General features: G+C 42.6%; 1 pseudogene. It reads left to right on the top strand.

From position 1 onward, the window contains the following. Positions 1-472: pseudogene (locus J7R05_RS07905) on the top strand (translation initiation factor IF-2); the annotation flags it as partial.

The following is a 472-nucleotide window of genomic DNA, read 5'->3' on the forward strand; positions in this document are numbered from 1 at the left end:
GAAAGAGAACGTGAAGAAAGTTTTCAGCAGTCAATTCAAGAAACAGAAATACATCAAAAAGAAAAAAATCCACCAGAACAAACTCCCTCTCTTAGCTCTACTCTCTCCTTCATAGAACCAATAGATATCACTATCGCGCCTAAAAATACAACTGTGATTGAAAAACGCAAAGTAGATGAAGATAAAGAAGAAGACGATCGATACAACCGACGTGCTAATCTCGCTAAATCAGAAGTGCGTGCACCAAAAGTTGTAAAAGGTGCTGATGAACGACGTCGTGGAAAGCTAGCCCTTAAGACTGCTATGGATGAAGAGGGTAATGCCCGTCGGCGCTCAATGGCCGAGATGCGGAGCACGCGAGAGAGAGTTAAACGTGCACAAAAGCAAGAGACAAGAAAAAAAATGTACCTTGAAGTTGTTCATCCACAAACTACTGCAATTCAAGAACTGCCGCAGCATATGACTGAGCGCA

This window comes from Bartonella capreoli, from assembly GCF_902813205.1.
GTDB lineage: Bacteria > Pseudomonadota > Alphaproteobacteria > Rhizobiales > Rhizobiaceae > Bartonella > Bartonella schoenbuchensis.